The organism is Falsiroseomonas sp. HW251 (assembly GCF_050563545.1).
In the GTDB taxonomy this organism is placed as follows: Bacteria; Pseudomonadota; Alphaproteobacteria; order Acetobacterales; family Acetobacteraceae; genus Falsiroseomonas.
Window position 1 is genome coordinate 1 of the sequence record NZ_JBNXUM010000099.1, and the last position, 764, is coordinate 764.

The window sequence follows — 764 nt, forward strand, 5'->3', positions numbered from 1 at the left end:
AGATCCTGGAATCGCCGAGCTACCGGATCTTCCACCTGACGCTGTCCTCGCTCCCGCAACATGCCGGGCCGCTTCAGGACAAGCGCGTGCGCATGGCGATGAACCACGCGATCGACAAGAACGCGATCGTGCGCGGCCTCTTCGCTGGCAAGGCCCGGACGCTGAATGGGCAGATCCTGCGGCGCGAGCAGCAGGGTTTCGACCCCTCGCTGACGGACTACGCCTTCGACCAGGCGCGGGCGCGCGCCTTGCTGGCCGAGGCCGGCCATCCCAATGGCTTCGAGACCGTGCTGAAGACGCCGTCCGGCCGCTTCCCGCAGGACCGCGAGGTGGCGGAGGCCTGCGCCGGCATGCTGGCGCGCGTCGGCATCCGCTGTCGGCTGGAGACTCTGGAATCCGGCGAATATCTGCGCCAGCTGCGCGTGCGCGAACTGGCGCCGGTCGCCTTCCTGGGCCTGGCGCCGCCTGATGATCCGGATTTCCAGGTCGGGCAGTACCGGTCCGACTGGCGCTACTCCTATGTCGAGAATGCCGAGTTCGACCGCCTCATCGATGCCGGGCGGCGCGAGATGAACCCCGAGACGCGCGCCGGCATCTATCGCGAGCTGATGAGGGCGATGCACGCCGAGTGCCCGGTAGTGTGGCTGTTCCAGGGCGTCGACCTGCACGGCACCTCCGCGCGAGTCAGCGGCCTCGCGCCCCGTGGCGATGGGCGGGTCGCCGTCTATGGCGTGAAGCTCGCGGCGCGGTAACGCGAGTGCAAC

1 protein-coding gene is annotated in these 764 nt (G+C 69.0%); it reads left to right on the forward strand.

The window, feature by feature from the left end; translation table 11 throughout:
* The coding region (locus ACLF3M_RS35355) for an ABC transporter substrate-binding protein (RefSeq protein ID WP_430661706.1) at positions 1–752 on the forward strand (752 nt) is incomplete at its 5' end.
* Positions 753–764: the final 12 nt, after the last annotated feature.